Source organism: Oceanisphaera psychrotolerans (assembly GCF_001870485.1).
GTDB lineage: Bacteria > Pseudomonadota > Gammaproteobacteria > Enterobacterales > Aeromonadaceae > Oceanimonas > Oceanimonas psychrotolerans.
Map to the genome: position 1 here is coordinate 64,944 of NZ_MDKE01000004.1, position 21,859 is coordinate 86,802.

18 protein-coding genes are annotated in these 21,859 nt (G+C 54.5%); 17 read left to right on the forward strand and 1 reads right to left on the reverse strand.

All coding sequences use genetic code 11. From position 1 onward, the window contains the following. Window positions 1–18 precede the first annotated feature (18 nt). The 15 genes from atpE to BFR47_RS01780 all read left to right on the forward strand — a co-directional run bounded on the left by atpE (window position 19) and on the right by BFR47_RS01780 (window position 17,734). A complete protein-coding gene (gene atpE, locus BFR47_RS01710) occupies window positions 19–243 on the forward strand; it encodes a F0F1 ATP synthase subunit C (protein WP_071471457.1) in 225 nt (74 codons plus the stop codon). A gap of 49 nt (window positions 244–292) precedes the next feature. Then, entirely contained in the window at window positions 293–763 is a 471-nt protein-coding gene (gene atpF / locus BFR47_RS01715; protein WP_071471458.1) for a F0F1 ATP synthase subunit B, read from the forward strand. A gap of 13 nt (window positions 764–776) precedes the next feature. Next, on the forward strand, window positions 777–1,307 hold the full coding sequence (gene atpH / locus BFR47_RS01720; protein WP_071471459.1) for a F0F1 ATP synthase subunit delta: 531 nt from the start codon (window positions 777–779) through the stop codon (window positions 1,305–1,307). A gap of 14 nt (window positions 1,308–1,321) precedes the next feature. Next, window positions 1,322–2,863, forward strand: coding sequence for a F0F1 ATP synthase subunit alpha (gene atpA / locus BFR47_RS01725; RefSeq protein WP_071471460.1), 1,542 nt, complete (start codon window positions 1,322–1,324; stop codon window positions 2,861–2,863). Between the two features lie 42 nt (window positions 2,864–2,905). After that, entirely contained in the window at window positions 2,906–3,766 is an 861-nt protein-coding gene (gene atpG, locus BFR47_RS01730; protein ID WP_071471461.1) for a F0F1 ATP synthase subunit gamma, read from the forward strand. Between the two features lie 33 nt (window positions 3,767–3,799). Then, window positions 3,800–5,188: a F0F1 ATP synthase subunit beta gene (gene atpD / locus BFR47_RS01735; protein WP_071471462.1), complete on the forward strand. Its 1,389-nt coding sequence runs from the start codon at window positions 3,800–3,802 to the stop codon at window positions 5,186–5,188. An 18-nt stretch (window positions 5,189–5,206) separates the two neighbouring features. After that, the gene (locus tag BFR47_RS01740) at window positions 5,207–5,623 is read left to right on the forward strand and encodes a F0F1 ATP synthase subunit epsilon (protein WP_071471463.1); all 417 of its coding nucleotides are present in this window, start codon (window positions 5,207–5,209) and stop codon (window positions 5,621–5,623) included. A gap of 102 nt (window positions 5,624–5,725) precedes the next feature. Then, the gene (gene glmU, locus BFR47_RS01745; protein WP_071471464.1) at window positions 5,726–7,090 is read left to right on the forward strand and encodes a bifunctional UDP-N-acetylglucosamine diphosphorylase/glucosamine-1-phosphate N-acetyltransferase GlmU; all 1,365 of its coding nucleotides are present in this window, start codon (window positions 5,726–5,728) and stop codon (window positions 7,088–7,090) included. A 222-nt stretch (window positions 7,091–7,312) separates the two neighbouring features. Further along, window positions 7,313–8,077, forward strand: coding sequence for a DeoR/GlpR family DNA-binding transcription regulator (locus tag BFR47_RS01750; protein ID WP_071471465.1), 765 nt, complete (start codon window positions 7,313–7,315; stop codon window positions 8,075–8,077). A gap of 16 nt (window positions 8,078–8,093) precedes the next feature. Beyond that, window positions 8,094–9,926 carry a glutamine--fructose-6-phosphate transaminase (isomerizing) gene (glmS, locus tag BFR47_RS01755; RefSeq protein WP_071471466.1) on the forward strand — a complete coding sequence of 611 codons (1,833 nt, stop codon included), beginning with the start codon at window positions 8,094–8,096 and terminating at the stop codon, window positions 9,924–9,926. A gap of 143 nt (window positions 9,927–10,069) precedes the next feature. Next, a complete protein-coding gene (locus BFR47_RS01760; protein WP_071471467.1) occupies window positions 10,070–10,900 on the forward strand; it encodes a heteromeric transposase endonuclease subunit TnsA in 831 nt (276 codons plus the stop codon). Continuing rightward, window positions 10,884–12,962 carry a DDE-type integrase/transposase/recombinase gene (locus tag BFR47_RS01765; protein WP_071471468.1) on the forward strand — a complete coding sequence of 693 codons (2,079 nt, stop codon included), beginning with the start codon at window positions 10,884–10,886 and terminating at the stop codon, window positions 12,960–12,962. The genes BFR47_RS01760 and BFR47_RS01765 overlap by 17 nt, the downstream gene beginning before the upstream one ends. Continuing rightward, the gene (locus BFR47_RS01770) at window positions 12,962–14,617 is read left to right on the forward strand and encodes an AAA family ATPase (RefSeq protein WP_071471469.1); all 1,656 of its coding nucleotides are present in this window, start codon (window positions 12,962–12,964) and stop codon (window positions 14,615–14,617) included. The genes BFR47_RS01765 and BFR47_RS01770 overlap by 1 nt, the downstream gene beginning before the upstream one ends. 1 nt (window position 14,618) lies before the next feature. Next, entirely contained in the window at window positions 14,619–16,127 is a 1,509-nt protein-coding gene (locus BFR47_RS01775) for a TnsD family Tn7-like transposition protein (protein WP_071471470.1), read from the forward strand. Next, on the forward strand, window positions 16,124–17,734 hold the full coding sequence (locus tag BFR47_RS01780; RefSeq protein ID WP_083398965.1) for a Tn7-like element transposition protein TnsE: 1,611 nt from the start codon (window positions 16,124–16,126) through the stop codon (window positions 17,732–17,734). Before BFR47_RS01775 ends, BFR47_RS01780 begins: the two co-directional genes overlap by 4 nt. A 149-nt stretch (window positions 17,735–17,883) precedes the next feature. Here BFR47_RS01780 and BFR47_RS01785 read toward each other — a convergent pair whose 3' ends face one another. Beyond that, on the reverse strand, window positions 17,884–18,762 hold the full coding sequence (locus BFR47_RS01785; protein ID WP_245748757.1) for a TetR/AcrR family transcriptional regulator: 879 nt from the start codon (window positions 18,760–18,762) through the stop codon (window positions 17,884–17,886). 57 nt (window positions 18,763–18,819) lie between these two features. Here BFR47_RS01785 and BFR47_RS01790 point away from each other — a divergent pair, with 57 nt between their 5' ends. Further along, a complete protein-coding gene (locus tag BFR47_RS01790; RefSeq protein ID WP_245748758.1) occupies window positions 18,820–20,298 on the forward strand; it encodes an efflux transporter outer membrane subunit in 1,479 nt (492 codons plus the stop codon). Next, window positions 20,295–21,851: an MFS transporter gene (locus BFR47_RS01795; RefSeq protein WP_071471473.1), complete on the forward strand. Its 1,557-nt coding sequence runs from the start codon at window positions 20,295–20,297 to the stop codon at window positions 21,849–21,851. Before BFR47_RS01790 ends, BFR47_RS01795 begins: the two co-directional genes overlap by 4 nt. Window positions 21,852–21,859 lie beyond the last annotated feature (8 nt).

The following is a 21,859-nucleotide window of genomic DNA, read 5'->3' on the forward strand; positions in this document are numbered from 1 at the left end:
AACAATTGGAGAAAAAAAATGGAAATGATTTTCATCGCTGCCGCTCTTATGCTGGGTCTGGCTTCTATCGGTGGTGCTATCGGTATCTCTATGCTGGGTGGCAAATTCCTGGAAAGTGCGGCTCGCCAGCCGGACATGCTGCCTGCCCTGCGCGGCAACTTCTTTATCGTGGTTGGTCTGGTTGACGCCATCCCCATGATCACCGTTGGTATGGCTCTGTATCTGATCTTCGCCGTAGCTTAATGGCTCGGTCTATCAATCAGTCTGCTAACCATTTTAAAGGAGAGTTGCGATGAACATGAACGCAACAATCCTCGGTCAAACGATCGCGTTTATCCTGTTCGTTTGGTTTTGCATGAAGTTTGTATGGCCGCCCATCATGGCTGCCATTGAAAGTCGCCAGAAAGAAATCGCCGAAGGTTTGTCCTCGGCGGAACGGGCCAAGAAAGACCTGGCTCTGGCACAAAACAATGCAACCGAACAGTTGAAAGAAGCCAAGCTGCAGTCCGCTCAAATTGTTGAGCAGGCGAACAAGCGCAAGGCCCAGATCGTCGAGGATGCTACACGTGAAGCTCAGGCCGAGCGTGAGAAAATTTTGGCACAGGCCCAGGCGGAAGTTGAAGCCGAACGCAATCGTGTCAAAGAGGAACTGCGTAAGCAGGTTGCTGCTCTTGCCCTGGTGGGTGCAGAGAAGATCCTCGAGCGTCAGATTGATGCCGCTGCCAACAGCGACATTGTTGAGAAAGTAGTAGCTGAACTGTAAGGGACATAGAGCTATGGAAATGAAAACCATTGCTCGCCCCTATGCCAAAGCAGCTTTCGATTTTGCCGTTGAGAAAAAAGCGGTTGATAACTGGTTGACCATGCTGAGTTTTGCCGCCGAAGTGGTGCAAAACAAACAGATGGACGAGGTTATCAACGGCAATCTGAACGCGGAAAAGATGGCCGACGTGTTTTTGGCTGTCTGTGGCGAACAGCTCGATGAGCAAGGCCAGAACCTGATAAAGGCGATGGCCGCAAACGGACGCTTGAGTGTGTTGCCAGCAGTGGTACTGGAATTCGCCGCGATGAAGGCGGAGCTGGACCGGGAAGTGGAAGCCGATGTGGTTTCTGCTGCCAAACTGACCAAGCAACAAATGGCCAAGATTCAGGCTTCACTTGAAAAGCGCCTGGAGCGCAAGGTGAAGCTGAATTGCAGCGTCGATAAGAGCCTGATGGCCGGCATCATCATCAAAGCCGGTGACATGGTAATCGACGGAAGTGTTCGGGGCAGGCTGTCCCGCTTGGCTGAAACGCTGCAATCTTGATTGGGGAATAGAGCATGCAACTGAATTCAACTGAAATTGCCGAGCTGATAAAACAGCGTATCGAGCAATTCAACGTTGTCAGTGAAGCACGAAACGAAGGTACCATCGTCTCTGTAAGCGATGGCATCATTCGTGTTCACGGCCTTGCTGATATCATGCAAGGTGAAATGATTGAACTGCCGGGCGGTCGTTACGCTCTGGCATTGAACCTGGAGCGTGACTCCGTAGGTGCCGTGGTTATGGGTCCCTATGCGGATCTGGCCGAAGGCATGAAGGTTCAGTCCACCGGCCGTATCCTGGAAGTACCGGTAGGTCGCAACCTGCTGGGTCGTGTGGTTAACACCCTGGGTGAGCCGATCGACGGTAAAGGCGCAATTGAAGCCGATACCTTCTCTCCGGTAGAAGTAATTGCACCGGGCGTTATCGATCGTCAGTCGGTCGATCAGCCGCTGCAAACCGGTTATAAAGCCGTTGATGCCATGATCCCGGTTGGTCGTGGTCAGCGTGAGCTGATCATCGGTGACCGTCAGGTAGGTAAAACTGCCCTGGCCGTCGATGCCATCATCAACCAGAAAGACTCCGGCGTTAAGTGTGTGTACGTGGCCATCGGCCAGAAAGCGTCCACCATCTCTAACGTGGTACGCAAGCTGGAAGAGCACGGCGCTCTGGCGAACACCATCGTCGTGGTGGCTTCTGCCTCCGAGTCCGCTGCCCTGCAGTACCTGGCACCCTACTCCGGTTGTGCCATGGGTGAATTCTTCCGCGACCGTGGTGAAGATGCACTGATCGTATACGATGACCTGTCCAAGCAGGCCGTTGCTTACCGTCAGATCTCTCTGCTGCTGCGTCGTCCGCCGGGTCGTGAAGCTTACCCCGGTGACGTTTTCTACCTGCACTCCCGTCTGCTGGAACGCGCTTCTCGCGTGTCCGTCGACTACGTAGAGAAGTTCACCAATGGTGAAGTGAAAGGCAAGACCGGTTCTCTGACCGCGCTGCCGATCATCGAAACCCAGGCTGGTGACGTTTCTGCCTTCGTACCGACCAACGTAATCTCCATCACCGATGGTCAGATCTTCCTGACCACCGAGCTGTTCAACTCCGGTATTCGTCCGGCGGTTGACCCGGGTATCTCCGTATCCCGTGTTGGTGGTGCTGCGCAGACCAAGATCATCAAGAAGCTGTCCGGTGGTATCCGTACCGCTCTGGCTCAGTACCGCGAACTGGCGGCCTTTGCGCAGTTCTCTTCCGACCTGGATGAGGCCACTCGCAAGCAGCTGAGCCACGGTCAGAAAGTGACCGAGCTGATGAAGCAGAAGCAATACCGTCCGATGTCCGTCGCCGAACAGGGTCTGGTTCTGTTCGCCGCCGAAAATGGCTACCTGGACGATGTTGAGCTGAAGCTCATCACCACGTTCGAAGCCGCCCTGCTCGCTTATGCCGATTCAGAACATGCCGCCCTGATGGCGGAGATCAACGAGAAAGCTGACTTCAACAAAGATGTTGTTGCCAAGCTGACTGCGTTGCTGGATAGCTTCAAGGCTACCCAGTCCTGGTAACCATGTGGCAGCGTATGCTGCCACCTGAATTGGAGAAGCGACATGGCCGGCGCAAAAGAAATACGTAGCAAGATCGGGAGTGTTAAAAACACTCAGAAGATCACCAGCGCTATGGAGATGGTGGCCGCCTCGAAAATGCGCAAGGCGCAGGATCGCATGGACCACAGCCGTCCATACGCTGAAACCATACGCAAGGTGATCGGCCACATCGCGCAGGGGAACTTGGAATACAAGCACCCCTATCTGGCAGACCGTGAGGTCAAGCGCGTTGGGTTTATTATCATCTCGACCGATCGTGGCCTCTGTGGTGGTTTGAACATTAACCTGTTCAAGAAAGCCATCACCGACATGAAGACATGGGCCGACAAGGGCGTGGGTGTAGACCTGGCTCTGATTGGCAGCAAGGCGGTGAGCTTTTTCAACCGCCATGGCGGCAAAGTCGTCGCACAGGCCAGTGGACTGGGTGATAACCCGTCGCTGTCTGAGCTGATTGGCTCCGTCAATGTCATGCTGGAGGCGTACGACAAGGGTGAGATAGACAAGCTGTATCTGGTGTACAACAAGTTTGAAAACACCATGATTCAGAAACCCAAGGTCGATCAACTGTTGCCCTTACCTGCATCGGAAGAAACCGTAGCCAGCCACAGCTGGGATTATCTCTACGAGCCTGATCCAAAATCGTTGTTGGACAAGCTGCTGGTACGCTTTGTGGAAGCACAGGTGTATCAGGGCGTAGTAGAAAACCTGGCCAGTGAGCAGGCTGCACGGATGGTTGCCATGAAAGCCGCCACCGATAATGCCGGCAGTCTGATAGAAGATCTGCAATTGGTGTATAACAAAGCCCGTCAGGCTGCGATTACCCAAGAGCTGAGTGAGATTGTTGCCGGGGCCGGTGCCGTATAAGGCAAGGGTATTCAAAGGTTTAGAGGATTTGACATGAGTAAGGGTATCATAGTCCAAATCATCGGCGCCGTAGTAGACGTGGAATTCCCGCAAGATGCGGTTCCCCACGTATACGATGCGCTGAAGATCACGACTGAAGGCCAGAGCCAGGGCCTGGTTCTGGAAGTTCAGCAGCAAATCGGCGGCGGCGTTGTGCGCTGTATCGTCATGGGTTCCTCCGACGGCCTGCGCCGCGGTCTGGAAATCGAAAACACCAACAACCCCATCAAGGTTCCGGTCGGTACTCAGACTCTGGGCCGTATCATGGACGTGCTGGGTAACCCCATCGACGAGAAGGGTCCTATCGGTGAAGAAGACCGCTGGTCTATCCACCGTGAAGCGCCCAGCTACGAAGAGCAGGCGAACAGCACCGAGCTGCTGGAAACCGGCATCAAGGTTATCGACCTGGTATGTCCGTTCGCCAAGGGTGGTAAGGTTGGTCTGTTCGGTGGTGCCGGTGTTGGTAAAACCGTAAACATGATGGAACTGATCCGTAACATCGCCATCGAGCACAGCGGTTACTCCGTATTTGCCGGTGTAGGTGAGCGGACCCGTGAAGGTAACGACTTCTACCACGAAATGACCGACTCCAACGTTATCGACAAGGTATCGCTGGTATACGGTCAGATGAACGAGCCGCCAGGAAACCGTCTGCGCGTGGCACTGACCGGTCTGACCATGGCCGAGAAGTTCCGTGACGAAGGTCGTGACGTACTGTTCTTCGTGGATAACATCTATCGTTACACTCTGGCCGGTACCGAAGTATCCGCACTGCTGGGCCGTATGCCTTCAGCGGTAGGTTACCAGCCGACGCTGGCCGAAGAGATGGGTGTTCTGCAGGAGCGTATCACCTCCACCAAGACCGGTTCCATCACCTCCGTACAGGCCGTTTACGTGCCTGCGGATGACTTGACCGATCCGTCTCCGGCGACCACCTTCGCCCACCTGGACGCTACCGTGGTACTGAGCCGTCAGATCGCCGCCCTGGGTATCTACCCGGCCGTTGATCCGCTGGACTCCACCAGCCGTCAGCTGGATCCGCAGGTTGTTGGTGAAGAGCACTACTCTGTTGCCCGTGGCGTACAGACCGTGCTGCAGCGCTATAAAGAGCTGAAAGACATCATCGCCATCCTGGGTATGGACGAACTGTCTGAAGACGACAAACTGACTGTATCCCGTGCCCGTAAAATCGAGCGTTTCCTGTCTCAGCCTTTCTTCGTGGCCGAAGTATTCACCGGTTCTCCCGGTAAGTACGTGTCCCTGAAAGATACCATCGCTGGTTTCAAAGGCATTCTGGACGGTGACTACGACTCGATGCCCGAGCAGGCGTTCTACATGGTTGGTTCCATCGACGAAGCCGTCGAGAAAGCCAAGAAACTGTAAGCCTCGAAGGAGGACCTGATGGCTGAATATAGCTTTCACCTGGACATCGTCAGTGCCGAGGAGCGTTTGTACTCCGGCTCTGTCAGTGCGGTGACTGTCTCCGGCTCTGAGGGTGAATTGGGGATCCGTTACGGACATGCCCCCTTGCTGACGGCTATCCGTCCCGGCCTGGTGCAATACGTTACCAAGGCCGGCCAGCAAGAAGTTCTGTATGTTTCCGGCGGCATGCTGGAAGTGCAGGGCAGCAGTGTCATGGTTTTGGCCGACACTGCGATTCGCGCCGAAGATCTGGATAAAGCCAAGGCCGAAGAAGCCAAACGAGCGGCGGAAGCCAAACTGCAGAATTCCTCACACGATGTGGATTATGCAGAAGCGGCCGCCGATCTGGCCCGGGCTATGGCGAAACTGCGCGTGCTGCAGTTGGTTAAAAGATAACGTGCGTTAATAGCCGTGCGTAAAAAAGCGACCTCAGGGTCGCTTTTTTTTTATAAAAAAATCAGAATGACGGCAGTTTTTTATGACGGGATATGAATTCTAATGACAACACAGGCAGTGATTCTGGCGGCGGGCAAGGGCACCCGCATGCGTTCGTCCTTACCCAAGGTATTGCACCCGGTGGCGGGGCAACCCATGGTCAGCCACGTGATAGCGGCGGCCCGGGCCGGCGAGGTAGACGGCATTCATCTGGTCTATGGCCACGGTGCCGATCAGCTCAAGGCGCGTATCGATGAGCCGGGCATCGGCTGGGTGCACCAGGCCGAGCAGCTGGGCACCGGCCATGCGGTGGCGGTGGCATTGCCGGAAATCAACGATACCGACCGGGTACTGGTGCTCTATGGCGATACTCCGCTGCTGCAGCCGCAGACCCTGCAGGCGTTGCTGGCGGCGCAGCCAACCGGCGGTGTTGCTCTGCTGACGGTCAAACTCGACAACCCCACCGGCTATGGCCGTATCGTGCGGGAAAATGGCCAGGTAGTGGGCATCGTCGAGCAGAAAGACGCCAATGCCGAGCAGCTGGCCATCAACGAGGTCAACACCGGGGTGCTGGTGGCCGAAGCCGGCCAGCTCAAGCGCTGGCTGGGTGCCTTGAACAACAACAACGCCCAGGGTGAATACTACCTCACCGATATCTTCGCCATGGCCCATGCCGACGGCTGCGAGATTGCCACCGTGCATCCGGCCAGCACTGCCGAAGTGGAAGGCGCCAACGATCGGGTACAGCTGGCCGGACTGGAGCGGGCCTATCAGAAAATGCAGGCCGAGCGGCTGATGCGCGAGGGCGTGACCCTGCTGGATCCGGCCCGCTTCGATCTGCGCGGTACGCTTACCGTGGGCGAAGAGGTCACCATCGACGTCAACGTGGTCATCGAAGGCAAGGTCACCCTGGGTAACAGAGTCAGTATCGGTGCCGGCGCTATCCTCAAGGACTGCGTGATAGGTGACGATGTAGTGATCAAGCCCTATTCCATCATCGAGCAGGCCGAGCTGGGCAGCGCCAGCAGTGCCGGTCCCTTCGCCCGCCTGCGCCCCGGCGCCGTGCTGGCCGAGGATGCCCATGTCGGCAACTTCGTCGAAATGAAAAAGTCCCGCCTGGGCAAGGGGTCCAAGGCCGGTCACTTGAGCTACCTGGGCGATGCGGAGATCGGTGCCGGGGTCAACATCGGTGCCGGTACCATCACCTGCAACTACGACGGGGTGAACAAGTTCCAGACCGTGATCGAAGACGGCGTCTTCGTCGGTTCCGATTCCCAGCTGGTGGCCCCGGTGCGTATCGGCAAGAACGCCACCCTGGGCGCGGGCAGCACGGTCACCAAGGACGTGGCCGAAGGCGAACTGGTCATAACCCGGGTGCGCCAGCGTCATATCAAAGATTGGCACCGGCCCGTTAAGAAAAAGCCGTAAGCCTGTTTTTTGGTCACAAATCAGCTAGTGGGATAAAGAGGCAACCCTGTTGCCTCTTATTGACGCCCGAGTTAGCTGTTGGCATCACTAACAGGCGACGCCGGAGCTGGCCCTTTGTCCGACGTTGTCTGAATCAGCAAATCCCCCTTTCCGAAACTATCGATTGATCCCTTATCTTTTGATCTGCTAGCATTAAGTTTCAAATCGAAACTTAGACGAGTCATGTCGAAACGAAACACCCAACAACGCCGTCATACCATCGTCAGCCTGCTCAACGAGCAGGGCGAAGTGACCGTCGACGAGCTGTCGCAGCGTTTTGAAACCTCCGAAGTCACCATTCGCAAGGATCTGACCGCCCTGGAAAAAAACGGTCTCCTGCTGCGTCGCTATGGCGGGGCCGTGCCGGTGCCGAGCGAAATGGTGACGGAGAATGCGAGCGAGCCGGTTTCGAAACGAAAGCAGGCCATTGCCCATGCCGCGGCCGGACGGATCCGTGACCATAACCGCATCATCATCGACAGCGGCAGCACCACGGCGGCGCTGCTGGGCGAACTGGGCCAGAAGCACGGCCTGATCGTGATGACCAACTCGCTGAATATTGCCAATGCCCTGCGCGAACTGGAGCCGGAGCCGACCCTGCTGATGACCGGCGGTACCTGGGATGCGACCTCCGAGTCGTTTCAGGGCCAGGTCGCCGAGCTGGTGCTGAGATCCTACGATTTCGACCAGCTGTTTATCGGTGCCGACGGTATTGATCTCGAGCGAGGCACCACTACCTTCAACGAACTGACGGGCCTGTCGCGGGTGATGGCGGAAGTGGCCCGGGAAGTGGTGGTGATGGTGGAGTCGGACAAGCTAGGCCGCAAGATCCCCAATCTGGAACTGCCCTGGAGCGCCATTCATACCCTGGTGACCGACAAGGGAATATCCGAAGACTTTCAACAACAGATAGAGCTGAAGGGCATTAACCTGGTTATTGCCCCCTAATCCTGAGGAAACGATTATGTGCGGAATTGTAGGGGCAGTAGCCCAGCGTGATGTGGCGGAGATTCTGGTAGAAGGCCTGCGCCGTCTTGAATATCGTGGTTATGACTCTGCCGGGGTCGCGGTGATCGACGGTGAGGGACAGCTGGGCCGGTTACGCCGCCTGGGCAAGGTGCAGGCCCTGGCCGATGCGCTGAACGAACAGCCGCTGACCGGCGGTACCGGTATTGCCCACACCCGCTGGGCCACCCATGGTGAACCGTCCGAACGCAATGCTCATCCCCATGTATCCGGCAATATCGTGGTGGTACATAACGGCATCATCGAAAATCACGAGGAGTTGCGGGCCGAGCTGCAGGCCAGAGGTTATGAGTTCAGCTCCGACACCGACACCGAAGTCATTGCACACCTGGTGCATCATCACCGTCAACACTGCGATTCACTGCTGAGTGCGCTGCAGACGACCGTCAAGGAACTGCGAGGCGCCTACGGTACCGTGCTGATGGATACCCGGGACCCATCGCGCGTCGTGGTGGCCCGTTCGGGCTCGCCGCTGGTGATCGGGCTAGGCCTGGGCGAAAACTTCATCGCCTCCGATCAGCTGGCACTGCTGCCGGTCACCCGTCGCTTCCTGTTCCTCGAAGAGGGCGACGTGGCCGAAGTGACTCGGCGTGAAGTTCATGTCTACGATGTCGACGGTAACCCGGTGGTGCGCGACGAGCTGGAGTCCGACGTCACCCATGATGCGGGTGACAAGGGTGAATACCGTCACCATATGCTGAAGGAAATCTACGAGCAGCCCAAGTCGATCACCGATACCCTGGAAGGCCGGATCACCGACTCGGCGGTGGTGGTGGAGTCCTTCGGTAATGGTGCTCGCGCCATCTTCGAAAAGGTCGAGCACATCCAGTTGATCGCCTGTGGTACTTCCTATCACTCCGGCATGGTGGCCAAATACTGGTTCGAAGCCCTGGCCGGGGTGTCTTGCGATATCGAAATTGCCTCCGAATTCCGCTACCGCAAGTCGGTGGTGCGGCCGAACAGCCTGCTGATCACCCTGTCCCAGAGTGGCGAGACCGCTGACACCCTGGCGGCGCTGCGCCTGGCCAAGGAGTCCGGCTTCATGGGCAGCCTAGCCATCTGCAATGTGCCCGGTTCATCCCTGGTGCGGGAGTCGGATCTGGCCTTCATGACCCGGGCCGGTGCCGAAATCGGTGTGGCCTCCACCAAGGCGTTTACCACCCAGCTGGCGGGACTGCTGATGCTGGTGGCCGCCGTCGGTCGCTGCCGTGGCAACATGGATGCTGCGACCGAAGCCGGCCTGGTACAGTCGCTGCGCAGCCTGCCGGCCCATATCGCCGATACTCTGGCCCTGGCCAAGGACATCGAAGCGCTGGCAGAAGAATTTGCCGACAAGCAGCACAGCCTGTTCCTGGGGCGGGGCGATCAGTACCCCATCGCCATGGAAGGGGCGCTCAAGATGAAGGAAATTTCCTATATCCATGCCGAGGCCTATGCCGCCGGCGAGCTCAAGCATGGCCCGCTGGCGCTGATCGACGCCGACATGCCGATCATCGTGGTGGCGCCCAACAACGACCTGCTGGAAAAACTGAAATCCAACGTGGAAGAAGTGCGTGCCCGGGGCGGCATTCTCTATGTGTTTGCCGACAAGCAGGCCGGCTTCAAGGGCGATGGCACCATGCGGGTGATGCAGCTCAACCATGTGGACGAGGCGATTGCCCCCATCGTCTACACGGTGCCGATGCAACTGTTGTCCTACTATGTGGCGTTGATCAAGGGCACAGACGTGGACCAGCCCCGTAACCTGGCAAAATCCGTTACGGTGGAATAATCCGTAGCGTACTGCCGATAACTGTTGTGGGAGAGTAATAAAGTATCATACTAAGTATTAAAGTATCATACTAAGAAATAAAGTTGCATACTGAAACCGCCGATTCTATGCTCGTTTAATGAGCAGAGTCCGGCGGTTTTTTCATGGCGTCACACAATAAGAGATTTACTGAAGCCTTGTTTGCAAGGTGGATGAAAGAAGGTCGAGGCAGCGGCCAGCATGCTGACTACAAACCCTGGCTGACGGTTAGGGATTTGCCTTCCCTGGGGCGGGTCCATCGCGTCTTCGGCCACAAATCCAGGCGTACCCACCACCTGTTATCCGATCTCGAACTTTCCGTCTTTCTGCTTCTGGAGTGGCACAGCGACATTACCCAAGTCCGCGAGCAGTTTCCCCTTGAAAGAGATGTTACCCGTCAGCTGGCCACTGAGGCCGGAATAAAGCACCCGTGTATTGCGGGGGTCGATCAGTATATGTCGTCGGACTTTTTGGTGGACTCGGCCGATGAAAAAGAGTCCAGGTTTGTGCTGCAGGCGAAATACCGAGAGGCGCTTAACGATGTTCGAACGGTGGAAAAGCTGGAACTGGAGCGCCGATATTGGAAGGAGAAGGCCCTGCCCTGGTATCTGGTCACGGAAGCAGATGTGCCAGCCGTGGTGACTCAAAACATCAAGTGGTTCTATCAGGCACAGCGGGAGGAAGAAGAGGATGAAGAGCTGACGTTGCAGCAGATCGAGTTCTACGCCCATCACTTCGAAAGGAACCCGAACAAGACAGTACTCGCTATCTGTAAGGAACTGGATGCAGCCTACAGCTTGCCACTTGGCGAATCGCTTTACGAGGTGAGGCGGTTGTTGGCCAAGCGCTATTTTACCTTCGATATTTTTATTCCTACCACCAAGCTTAAAGCGAAGGACTTGAAAGCCGGAGATCTGGGGTTTATCCGGGAGGTGTATCTTGTTTCGAATCAATGAGGTGCTACAGATCGGTGAACGCCGTTACCGTGTGCTTCAACTGCTCGGCGAGCATCTGGTCTGGATCGACATAGACGATGACTCGGCCTTTCCTGAGATCACGTCGGTCGGTGAGCTGGTAGAAGCCATAGAGCTGGAGAATTTGCAGCGTACGGAAGACCCTTGCAAGGAACTTGCCTTTGAATCCCCGCAGGAGGGCAGTATCGCCAGAACCAAACGGAATAATAACTATGCTCTGATCAAACCTCTGCTTGAGCTGCCCGATTTCTTTGAGCCGAAAAGCCGGGGCAAAGTGATAAACAGCATTCTTGCCGAAAAGGGTTCTACCAAGCAGACGCTGTACCGGCTAGCCCGGCGATACTGGCAGCGGGGGCAGATGCCGAATGCTCTGTTGCCTGACTACAAGCACTCAGGGGGCAAGGGTCAACGACGGATTGCCAAAGACAAGAAACTGGGGCGTCCTCGCAGGGACATGCCGGGAGTCGGAGCCAAAGTAGACGAGTTTACTGAACGCCTGTTCCGTATGGCCATAGACAGATACCTGCTGAAGGATAAGGGGCACTCTTTTCCCTATGCTTATCGCCGCTTTCAGACTTTGTATCGCAACTATTTTCCGGATGTTCCGGAAGAGGAGCTGCCCAGCAATTGGCAGATGATGCACTTCTACAAACGCGAATATTGCCAGACGGAAACGCTTAGCAAGCGCGTGTCGAATATTGAATACAACAAGGACATCAGGCCTTTGCACAGTACGGCGAATACCCAGGTGCTTGGTCCCGGCTCCCGCTACGAAATCGACGCTACCATTGCCGATATCTATGTGGTTTCCGACAGCGAACGGGGAAACATCGTTGGCCGGCCCGTGGTCTACATGGTGATTGACGTATTCAGCCGCATGGTGGCCGGCTTCTACATAGGGTTCGAGACCCCTTCCTATGTAGCGGCCATGCAAGCCCTGTATATGGCAGTGACGGATAAAACGGGCCATTGCAGGAATCTGGAGTTCGATATCACTCTCGAGGACTGGCCGTGTGTGGGTCTTCCGGATGCCATACTGGCAGACAGAGGTGAACTGCTGGGGCATCAGATAGAAAGCCTGGAAAGCAATTTTACGGTCAGAATAGAAAATACGCCGCCTTATCGGGGCGATGCCAAAGGTATAGTGGAGCGCAATTTCAAGGCGATACAGGCGTCCTTCGGTCCTTTCGTGCCCGGTTTTGTATCCGGCACCAAGGTAAAAAAGCGAGGCGGAAAGGATTACCGGCTGGATGCCAAGCTGACAGTAAGGGATTTCGCTCAGATCATCTTGTCGTCCGTGCTCTACCACAACCAATATGCCCTCCTGGAGAAGTACGACCGGGATGCTGACATGCCTGCGGATTTGCCCTCCACTCCCATTCACCTGTGGAACTGGGGCTTGCAGCACAGAACCGGACGTTTGCATCAGGCTGATCCGGATGCCCTGCGTGTAGCCCTGTTACCGCGACAAAGGGCTACCATATCCGATAAAGGGGCCTGTATGTTCGGCATCTATTACACTTCATCGGAGCTGTTGCAGCAGGGCTGGTTACACCGGGGCCGGGGTGTTAAACGGCCGGCGAGTATTGCAGCTGCCTACGATCCTATGGTTGCCGATCAAATCTACCTTTTCCCGGAAAAGGACAGCATCAAGTACTGGACTTGCAACCTGGCTGATATATCCCGGGAATTTCGGGGCGCTTCGTTCTGGGATGTCTGGCAGATCAGAGACGAACAGAAGAAAACGATGGCCAAGGCCAAAGTGCTTTCGGGTTCTAAAAAGCGACAGCACGAGGAATTTGTCATCGACAAAATCGCGCATGCTGAAAAGTCGGCACCTGATACATCCGGCATCTCCAATGCTCAGCGGATCAGAGACATAAACGAAAACAAACGCAAGGAAAAGGAAAGGGAGCGATCCGAGAAGGCGTATCGTCCTGACACGGATAAAAGCCAGCCTTCAGGAAAGGTTATTCATATTTCCGAATCCGAGCCGGATCTGGACTATCCGGATTACATCGACGAATTGTTTGAGGACGACTGATGCCTTTGCCAGAAAACTTTGTTGATGCCGTTTACATCGACCCGGGTCTCGATCGTTATCGTGGTAATCCGTTAATCGAGGCCCTTCCACCCATCATGGATCTGCAAGCGCTCAAGGTTAAGCTGACCGGCAAGCTCACATTCAACCCACAGGATTGCTATGAAAAAGGGCATCTTCGTGCCCACCAGATCAGTGCACTGCTTGACGACTTCTTCCAGCCTTTGTCGATCCATAAGCAGCTGGAAGAGAAAATATCGGTGATGATCCGCGGAGGCTATGTGGGCCGCAACATAGCGGACGGTTCGTTGAATAAGAGGATGCAGGAAGGCTACCAGCGCATCATGTCCGGTGCTACAAACGACTTCCGCTTCGCTCAATCAAATTCTACCGCCAAAAGTCTGTCGCTGATCGGTTGTTCCGGCAGCGGTAAGAGTTCGACCATCAACCGGATCCTGGCAACCTACCCGCAGGCCATTTACCACCAAGAATACAATTTTGTTCAGCTGACCTATCTGAGAATCGAGTGTCCCTCTGACGGTTCGCTGAAGAGTCTGTGCCTGAACTTTTTCCGCGAGGTTGATCGTACACTCAGTACCGGCTACGAGGAGAAGTATGCACGCAAGCGCCACAGCACCGAAGTGCTCCTATCGCTGATGGGGCAGGTGGCAACACAGCGGGCGCTTGGTGTTTTGGTTATCGACGAAATACAGCGACTGACGCTGAAGCGTTCGATCAGCAAGGAAGCCATGCTGGAGTTTTTTGTTGCTCTGGTAAACGTGATCGGTGTTCCCGTGATTATGGTCGGCACGCCCAAGGCCAGATCCATATTTGAAATGGAACTGCAGGCCGGCAGGCGTAGCGCCGGATTCGGCTCGTTGTTCTGGGAGCCGGTACAGCGAGAGCCGGGCAGGGTCGATCCCAAGACCGGCAAGCCAAGAAAAACCGAATGGCAGGCTTTTACCGACAAGCTCTGGCAATACCAGTGGCTGACTCACCGTGACGAGGTACTGAGCGAAGAAATTCGTGATTGCTGGTTCGAACTGTCACAGGGCGTGCTCGATATCGTGGTTAAGCTGTTTGTCCTGGCACAGATGCGGGCCATATCGACCGGTCTGGAGCGAATAACCGTTAAACTGCTGCGTACCGTGTATGAGCAGGAACTGAAGCCGGTGCACCCCATGCTGGATGCCCTGCGCAGGGGAGATCCTGAGCTTATCGTCAAATATTCTGACCTGCAGTTGCCGGCGATGGACAAACGCCTTCTTGAGCTGAGAAAGCGGATCGACGAACGGCAGGCCGAAAAGGAAATCGACCCGGCCTTCAACGGTAACGATAAGGCACTGCGGTTGTATAACATGCTGCAGGCGATGGGCTGTGAATCGGAGCTGCTGCAACCCCTGATCGAAAATGCCTTCAAACAGCATCCAAACCTTTCCTTGCCGGAATTGAGCAAGCTCATACTGGAGTGGTACTCCGAACCACCCAAGCCCAAGAAGGCCCAAATCGAGAAGATGAAACCTTCCAACTGGCACACGCTGCCTTCCGAAGATTTGAGGTTCAAATTCTCCCAGACTGAAAAGGGGCGACTTTACGACGACTTGATGTACGGCAAGGAGCTGTTCGATGTGCCGAGTTGGTTGAAGAAAGTAGGGTGACATGCTGGGTTTCCCTCTGCCTTATTGCGACGAGCTTTTGTACAGCACCATCGCGAGGTACGGGATACACAGCGGCATAGTGTCGCCGAAAAAATTGCTGCAGGAGGTATTTGGCGATACCAAGATTATCGCGACTCCTGATTTACCCGGTCATCTGAAATGCATAGCAGATCTCTATCCCGAAGTTGTTGGAATCACGCCGGGCGACCTGCTTTATGAACATACCCTCTTCCCCCTTTATGCTCCATTTATCGATGAAGAACGGCGCAGGTGCCTGACCCGTGAGCTCATAGCAAACAGAAAAAGTACGGTTCATCTCACGGCTGGAGTTGCAGCTTCCCGGATCAAGCAACCTGCATTTCTCAGATATTGCCCTGGTTGCATAAAAGAACAGATCAACCTGTATGGGGAGTGTTACTGGCGGAGAGACTGGCAGGTAGCCGGGGCTGAGAGTTGTTCGGTACACGGATTACTGGTCGAATCTGATATTCGTCGTCACGATATGCACAGACATCTTTTCCAGGCCGCCAGTGAGAGTGCTTGCCCATCGGTCGTACAGCAGCCCGGAAGCTGGCAAAGTGACTTGATACTCAACAGCGTAAGAGAATTGCTGAAGCTTAAGAGTGGGTCTGTACCTGAACTTTGCCAGTGGAGCCTGTGGTATCGAAACCTGGCGGCTGATAACCATCTAAACAGAGGCACTCAAGTACGCCACGATTTGGTTGTTAACAGGATCGTCGAGTTCTGGGGAGAAATGTGGCTTGGCCAGTACGGACTGTTGCCTAATGGCGGTGAACCCTGCTGGCTGCGCAATATGTTCCGAAAGCACCGCAAGGCGTTCAGCTATCTCGAGCATTTGGTTGTACTCCATGCCTTATTGGAGTCAGGCTGGAAGCTGGCTGATGTCTTGCGAATCGTTGTTGGGTTTAATCCGGCTGCAAAGGCTTTTAACGAGGCGTTGAAGGGGACGGATAAGGCTCAGCTGAACGAATACCGAAACAAATGGCTGGCTGTAGTCGCACAGCATGGCACCAAGCGTGCCCGCAGGCATGGATACGGGAGTATTTATGCCTGGCTCTACCGCCGTGACAGAGACTGGTTAATGAAGATCAACGAAGCTCACAGAAAGCCGGAATATGAGCATCAGCCCAAGGTTAGTTGGGCTCAGCGGGACAGGCGAGCGGTCAGGAGGCTGATAGATCTTCGAGAGCAGAGCGAGGTGCAACTGAAAGCTCCCAGGCGATCGATGAACTGGTATTTAAATCAATTAGAGCACAAGGCAAGCGTTGAAAAACACCTGGATGTGCTACCTTTGTGTAGTTTGTTTTTTGCTCGGTACTGTGAAAGTATATTTGAATATCAAATAAGAAGAATCACCCGCACCGTCATACACATAACACGGGATGACGAGCCACTGAAACGTTGGCAGGTGCTGAGGGGAGCTGGCTTGAGCGAGCAGCGGCTTACCAACCTGGCCCGTCGATTTATTGAGGAGGTACTCGAAATTTGAACAGCAGCACCTACCTGAAAGGGTTCAAGGACGATACCTGGCTCAACGGGATTGGCGATTTTTTCTGCAGAATGGACGGAGTCAGGTGGGGGATCAACTTAAGCATCTACCCCAGCAAGGAGCATGGAAAGGATGCGATTTCTCTTTCCAATGCACCAATTTTGATACGCAAGAAAATAATCAATCCAACCAAAGACTATTACCGCAAGAATTACGAGATAACCTTTATAATAACCTCAACTCGTGAATGGCGAGATGATGAACTTGGTAACTGCCCAGCCATTGAACGGCGGTTGCATCAGGAAACCAAGCAACATTGCTTCGTGTTCCACCATCCGGACGGTACCAGGATCTATCTTCCCCAGTTCGAACTGGCGAGGGCGCTCTTTTTTCATAATGGCTATCTGGCCCGTTCTTCGGTAATTCACGACGTATTGAATAATGAGTTCACAGTTGAGTACGACAACGTGTGGGAAAAGGCCATCATCAACGTACTGGATACCTGCAATTGTCCGGCAGAGCTGTTTAACGATTATGGCTATCGCCGGGTACTTGCCTGGTTGCTGATGGATGCAGGTGCCAGACATTCATATGACAGCATTGGAAATATTCAGTTGCGTGAGGGAGAAGATAAAGGGCAATACAGAATATGGACCTTTCAGTTCGAGCCTCCAGCATTGGAAGGAGCCAGCCTGAAGTTGAAAGGCAATTTTGATCCGGAAAGCCAAACACTCTTGGTTTATGAGGTCACCAGCATAATAAATATTCCCGCCAACTTACCAGAGCATATCGAGTTTTATAGTCCCAAGTTTTTCACTCAAGTCACCGGGAAAGGAGTGGTAGCAGGCTCTGCTGCTGAGCGGCCGCCTGGGTATAACGTGGATGATGCGGCGGAAGGAAGCCGGGAAAACAAGCCGGTCATGATCAGGGAAAACACGACGGAGCTCGAGTTCAATCGTGCGGTGGAGACGTCGAAGATCAGCAAAAAGAGAAAAACCACGGGGAAAGGCCGCCAGGATGATGGCGAGCTGGGCGAGGCTTACAAGGACGTCAGTACCGAAGAGCAAGGGCCATACGGACATCTGACAAGCGCCGAGTGGAACAATCTTGATGATCAAACTGATGATGCTTACCTGTATCTGAATAAATTCAAGAGTTACTTAAAAATGCTCGGTTTGCTTGAGGATAGATATGGCTTTCAGGTCATCACCTACCAGCTCAGAAAGCTGCCGAGTATAGGAAAATGCAAAAAGCATATACTGGAAACTGATCAAAATCCGAGATGTATGTCGATATCCCATGTTACAGCTGGCCTCACAGGGTACTATCTGCTGGAAGTCGATACCTCGGATGCAAGCAAGGCCTTGTCGACTAAAGTGATCTTGGCCAAAGCCATTGGCGACATAGAGCCTCACTTGTTTGAGATAGAAAAGCAGTTGCTTAAGGCATCTTTATCCTGGCCGAAGCAGCATTTGGATAATCTGGTCGGTACGGAAAACCACACCTGGATTCCACACCAGAAGTCTGATAAGCCAGGAGCACTTATTGCTGAGGACATTAATAAGTGGGCTGAAAGAGTGTTTTTGAGGTTGAGTACTACCGGATAATAATGTCACTTGCCGGAACGCCGCAGCACTCGGTCAGCTTCAGCAAGGTGTCACCGGCAAGCAACGGGTTGGAGGTGGGTGCCAAGGTGTAAGTTGATTCAAAGGGTTGGAGTGAATTTTCTCCTTGGGAACACAAGGCATTTCTTGTGTCACAACTGGGATTCCCCTTTGATCGCTTTATCTTTCTCCCCACACCCGTAGGCACGCATGAATGTCGTAACGGTAGTATTTACCCAATGGTCAATCTGTACTGCCGATGCTGTCGCTTCTGGATGAGTAAAACACCGTAGTTGAGGTTCACTACGAACCAAGTTGATAAAAAGGCTGGCGGCTGTATCTGGACCTATTTCTCTAAGATCAACCTCACCAGAAGCCGCTGCACTTGCCAGTTGCTCGGACACCATGGCCGTTATGACCTGTGGCCCGGCCTGGTAGAAAGTTTGTGCTAGTTTAGGAAAACGTAGTCCCTCTGACACCACGGCACGAAACAATGCCAATCCCGAAGGGGAAAGCACAATATCCAGGTAGGTTTTCGCCAAAGTGGTCAAGGCTTCACCCAAGAGTGTTGAATGGAACTCTATCTCCTTCAATCTTTGTGTATGCGCGGTGCATTCCGCTTCAATTACTGCGGCAAAGAGCGTTTCCTTATTGGCAAAATGCGCGTAGACCGTGGATTTAGAGACACCTGCCTCTCGTTGAATCATATCAGTTGTTGCGGCGCTGAAGCCATGGGCCAAGAAGACATTCCTTGCAGCCAGCAGGACAGTAAGTGCCTTGCCGCTCAGTTTGGCTTCATTCGGGGATGAAACACTCTCAGGTGGATTGGCTTGTCGCATCTGATCAGCTTCCAGGCGTTGATGTATTGATTGAGGCTTGACATCGTACCAAACCGCTCGGTACGATTCAAGGTGTTCCATCGTTTGAGGAGCGCGAGATGGCCACGCTAATAGCGAATAAATCTTGTCACAGTCTTGTCTTTTTATTTTAACTCGAACCGAGCGGTTCGGTTTGATTTTTTGTAGGCTCATATGACGTCACAACCGTTATTTTCACCACGACTGTTTAGAGCCAGCGCGGCGCTAAGCATGCTTCTACTGGCCGGTTGCGCGGTAGGCCCCGATTTCGTCAAGCCCGACGACAGGCTTGCCAATGCTCGACTGTCGTCCGGAACGGACAACGCGTCCCTTCACGAACTGTTAGCAGTGAACGTTCCCGTTCAATGGTGGACATTGTTCAATGATCCAATACTGACCGACCTGCAGGATCGTGCACAGGTCGACAACCTGGGCCTGAAAATAGCATCGGAACGTATTGAACAAAGCCGGGCACAACTGGGCATCGCTTCTTCACAGTTACATCCCAGTGTTGGAGCAAGCGCCAGTTATTCTCGCAACGCTCTCAGTGAACACGGTCGATTCGCCGCGCTTGGTGCGCCAACGAATGCAAACGATTTCTGGCAACTGGGATTCGATGCCAGTTGGGAAATCGATCTGTGGGGTCGTGCGCGGCGTGCTCGTGAGGGCGCAGCAGCTGCGTTCGAAGCCACGGTGTACGATCGCGAGGCGGCACAAGTCGCATTATCTGCCGAAGTGGCCAGGGTCTATCTTCAATTGCGTGGAACGCAGGCACAACTGGACATCACACGACAAAACCAGTCAGTGGCCGAACGCACCCTGGAACTGACGGAAAGTCGCGAAGGAAACGGTGTCGCCACTCGCTTCGAGGTGTCTTCCTCCCGTGCGCAGGTGGCGACGATCAAAGCCATGATTCCCGAGCTGATCCAACGCCGAAATACGTTGATGAATGCGCTCGCCCTATTGCTGGGTGAGGAGCCGCGCGCACTTGATACACAGTTGCTTGAGACCATGCCTTTACCTTCGTTGCCAACCCGTGTGCCAGTGGGTGTTCCTTCTGAATTGGCACACAGGAGGCCGGATATCCAGCGGGCCGAAGCCCAGCTTCATGCGGCAACAGCAGCTATTGGTGTCGCCAAGGCAGATTTCTATCCCCGGGTCGGTTTGAGAGGGAGAGTGGGCGTAGAGGCCTTCGAGGCTGACGAACTCGACAGTTGGGACTCGCGTTTTTTCTCCGTTGGCCCAACCGTCTACCTCCCTATTTTTCAGGGAGGGCGCTTGAAACAAAGATTGGCTCTGAATGAAGCACGGCAAAAAACAGCTGCTCTCTCATATCGTCAAACGGTGTTGAAGGCCTGGCATGAAGTGGACAACGCCTTGGATGCGTGGGCCTCACAGCACAATATCCACGGGAACCTATTCGTTTCGTACGAGGAGAGCAAACAGGCACTGCATGCTGCCGAGCGAAGGTATCAGGAAGGTGCGGCTGACTATCTGAGGGTCTTATCGGCCCAACGCAATGTGCTTGCCAGTGAAAGCCGGTTGAATACCAGTGCGACCAATGCAACGCTTGTTTTGGTCAACCTCTACAAATCGTTGGGAGGCGGATGGAGCCCAGATGCATTTGACACTGCACTGCAAGCTTCCGTCGATAGTCAGCCGGCGGTGGCCGTGTCATCGGTAGTTTCACCTTTGAAGGTTGCTCAATGACTACCACAGCATTGCCATCGACCCCAAGTCCGTCCCCTGTAGCAGCAAAGCCTTCAAAGCGTGCGATCGCTGGGCTGGTGGGGATTCTTATCGCCGCCATGATGTCGGGCTTGAACAACCGTGTCGGTGCGCTGGCGTTGGCGGATGTGCGCGGTGTGCTGGGCTTCGGCCTGGACGATGCGTCATGGCTCACAACGGTGTATAGCGCAGGGGAATTGATCGCCATGCCCTTTGCTGCCTGGTTTGCCATTACGCTGTCCATGCGGCGCTTTGAGCTGTGGATGATTGGCACCTGCGCATTATTGGCCGCGGTGATGCCCTTTATTCAGCGTCTCGACCTATTGCTCGCCCTACGCTTCGTGCAAGGTGTCGCCAGCGGAACCATGATTCCCTTGTTGATGATGGCGGCATTGAAATTCCTCCCGCTCCATATACGGCTACATGGTCTGGCGTTGTATGCACTGACGGCTACCTTCGCACCCAATGTGTCGATCTGGTTGGCTGGGCATTGGACTGACGGGCTGCTCGACTGGCGCTGGGTGTATTGGCAGATCATACCCTTGGCCCTTATCGCAGGTGGGCTGATTGCCTGGGGACTGCCGAAGGATACCATTCAGACCGGGCGTTTCCGGCAAGCCAACTGGGTTGGCCTGGCACTAGGTGCGCCTGCGTTGGGTCTTATTGCGGTCGTTCTGGATCAGGGAGTGCGGCTTGATTGGCTCAACTCCCCCCTGATTGTCGTGTCATTGGTGGCTGGTTTCACTTTGCTGGGTGTCTATCTACTTACTGAATGGTACCACCCTTCGCCGTTCATCAAGTTGCAATTGCTGGGGCGGCGCAACCTGGGACTGAGCTTTACACTGTTTATCTTTCTGCTGGTGGTTATGAGCTCCGGGGTGATGTTGCCAATGCACTACCTCGGGCCATTACAGGATTACCGCCCCCAGCAGATAGCTCCCATTGGTTTGATTATCGCCTTGCCGCAACTGATCTTTGGCTCAGTAGTAGCGGTCTTGCTTTACCAGAAATGGGTCGATGCTCGCTTCGTTTTCAGCCTTGGCCTGCTTTTGATTGCGCTAGCGTGTTTCTCGGGCAGTCGGCTTACCCCAGATTGGAATCGGGATCAGTTCGTGATGGTACAGATGCTGCAAGCACTCGGCCAGCCCATGGCGGTGGTATCAATGCTGTTCCTTGCCACCAGTGTGGTGCACCCTAGTGAAGGCCCTTATGTGTCGGGAACCATCAATACGCTGCGCGCTCTGGGCTCATTGATAGGCGGTGCCGTGGTCGGGCAGTCCCTGGCGGTTCGCGGACGCTTTCACGGGGAAATGTTGCTGGATCATGCCGCGCTAGCTGGGTCCTCTCTCCCATCGGTGCCTGAGCCGTCTCAGTTGGTGGGCATTATCAGCCAACAAGCATTGGTGCTGTCGGTGGCGGATGCCTATCGCGCCTTGGGGATTCTGGCACTGCTCTTGATTCCTTTCGTGCTGCGGCTGACCTACATCCCTGCGCCTGACCTGCAGGCCAGTACTCCTTTATCATCATCTTCATAAGGATCATT

Bases quoted from the DNA above. Each gene is read 5' to 3' on its own strand.
- BFR47_RS01750 (WP_071471465.1), top strand. From the start codon at position 7,313: ATGTCGAAACGAAACACCCAACAACGCCGTCATACCATCGTCAGCCTG.
- atpE (WP_071471457.1), top strand. From the start codon at position 19: ATGGAAATGATTTTCATCGCTGCCGCTCTTATGCTGGGTCTGGCTTCT.
- atpA (WP_071471460.1), top strand. From the start codon at position 1,322: ATGCAACTGAATTCAACTGAAATTGCCGAGCTGATAAAACAGCGTATC.
- BFR47_RS01775 (WP_071471470.1), top strand. From the start codon at position 14,619: ATGCTGGGTTTCCCTCTGCCTTATTGCGACGAGCTTTTGTACAGCACC.
- atpF (WP_071471458.1), top strand. From the start codon at position 293: ATGAACATGAACGCAACAATCCTCGGTCAAACGATCGCGTTTATCCTG.
- glmU (WP_071471464.1), top strand. From the start codon at position 5,726: ATGACAACACAGGCAGTGATTCTGGCGGCGGGCAAGGGCACCCGCATG.
- glmS (WP_071471466.1), top strand. From the start codon at position 8,094: ATGTGCGGAATTGTAGGGGCAGTAGCCCAGCGTGATGTGGCGGAGATT.
- BFR47_RS01740 (WP_071471463.1), top strand. From the start codon at position 5,207: ATGGCTGAATATAGCTTTCACCTGGACATCGTCAGTGCCGAGGAGCGT.
- BFR47_RS01760 (WP_071471467.1), top strand. From the start codon at position 10,070: ATGGCGTCACACAATAAGAGATTTACTGAAGCCTTGTTTGCAAGGTGG.
- atpG (WP_071471461.1), top strand. From the start codon at position 2,906: ATGGCCGGCGCAAAAGAAATACGTAGCAAGATCGGGAGTGTTAAAAAC.
- BFR47_RS01785 (WP_245748757.1), bottom strand. From the start codon at position 18,762: ATGAGCCTACAAAAAATCAAACCGAACCGCTCGGTTCGAGTTAAAATA.
- BFR47_RS01790 (WP_245748758.1), top strand. From the start codon at position 18,820: ATGCTTCTACTGGCCGGTTGCGCGGTAGGCCCCGATTTCGTCAAGCCC.
- atpD (WP_071471462.1), top strand. From the start codon at position 3,800: ATGAGTAAGGGTATCATAGTCCAAATCATCGGCGCCGTAGTAGACGTG.
- atpH (WP_071471459.1), top strand. From the start codon at position 777: ATGGAAATGAAAACCATTGCTCGCCCCTATGCCAAAGCAGCTTTCGAT.
- BFR47_RS01795 (WP_071471473.1), top strand. From the start codon at position 20,295: ATGACTACCACAGCATTGCCATCGACCCCAAGTCCGTCCCCTGTAGCA.
- BFR47_RS01770 (WP_071471469.1), top strand. From the start codon at position 12,962: ATGCCTTTGCCAGAAAACTTTGTTGATGCCGTTTACATCGACCCGGGT.